The organism is Snodgrassella sp. B3837 (assembly GCF_026535955.1).
GTDB lineage: Bacteria > Pseudomonadota > Gammaproteobacteria > Burkholderiales > Neisseriaceae > Snodgrassella > Snodgrassella alvi_E.
Window position 1 is genome coordinate 1 of the sequence record NZ_JAFNPI010000020.1, and the last position, 582, is coordinate 582.

The 582-nt window shown below is 30.1% G+C and carries 1 protein-coding gene; it reads right to left on the reverse strand.

Annotation, left to right across the window (positions count from 1 at the left end):
* A partial coding sequence (locus tag J3U67_RS08265) for a putative T6SS immunity periplasmic lipoprotein (protein WP_267404723.1) occupies nucleotides 1-363 on the reverse strand: 363 nt, incomplete at its 3' end.
* Nucleotides 364-582: the final 219 nt, after the last annotated feature.

The window sequence follows — 582 nt, forward strand, 5'->3', positions numbered from 1 at the left end:
TTTTTGGGTTGATTTCTGATTTTCGTTATTTCCTTTTTCAGTTGAAATGAAACTAATAGTATAAAAAATATTATTTTGGAACTGGTAATTAAAATATAAGCATTCTTGATTTTTTACATAATATGGTTTCGATGGATCAAAATAATTTTTTTCCCACAATTGCCCAATTCCTGTTTGATACACCTCCGTCGTCATAATACTATATTCTTTTTTTCGCATAAAAAAATCTTCATTTGCTGGGATACTGATGCAGGGCTGACCATCTTTTTTTAAAACAATATCTGGGGTATATCCCCGTATGCAACCATTCACCAATATTACTAGGAGAATTAACGATGAACTGCGGAATAAATTCTTGTTCATTCTCGTTGTGTCTTTATGAAAATCATTCAAGTAATGTGCTATATTGCTTCAACCATAATCAAGAATAACCACTTGCATCAGCGTCTAATAATAATTGCATTGTCCCGTCCTGTTTTTTTATAATACGAACAAATCGTATCCATGTTTTTTGGGTTGATTTCTGATTTTCGTTATTTCCTTTTTCAGTTGAAATGAAACTAATAGTATAAAAAATATTAT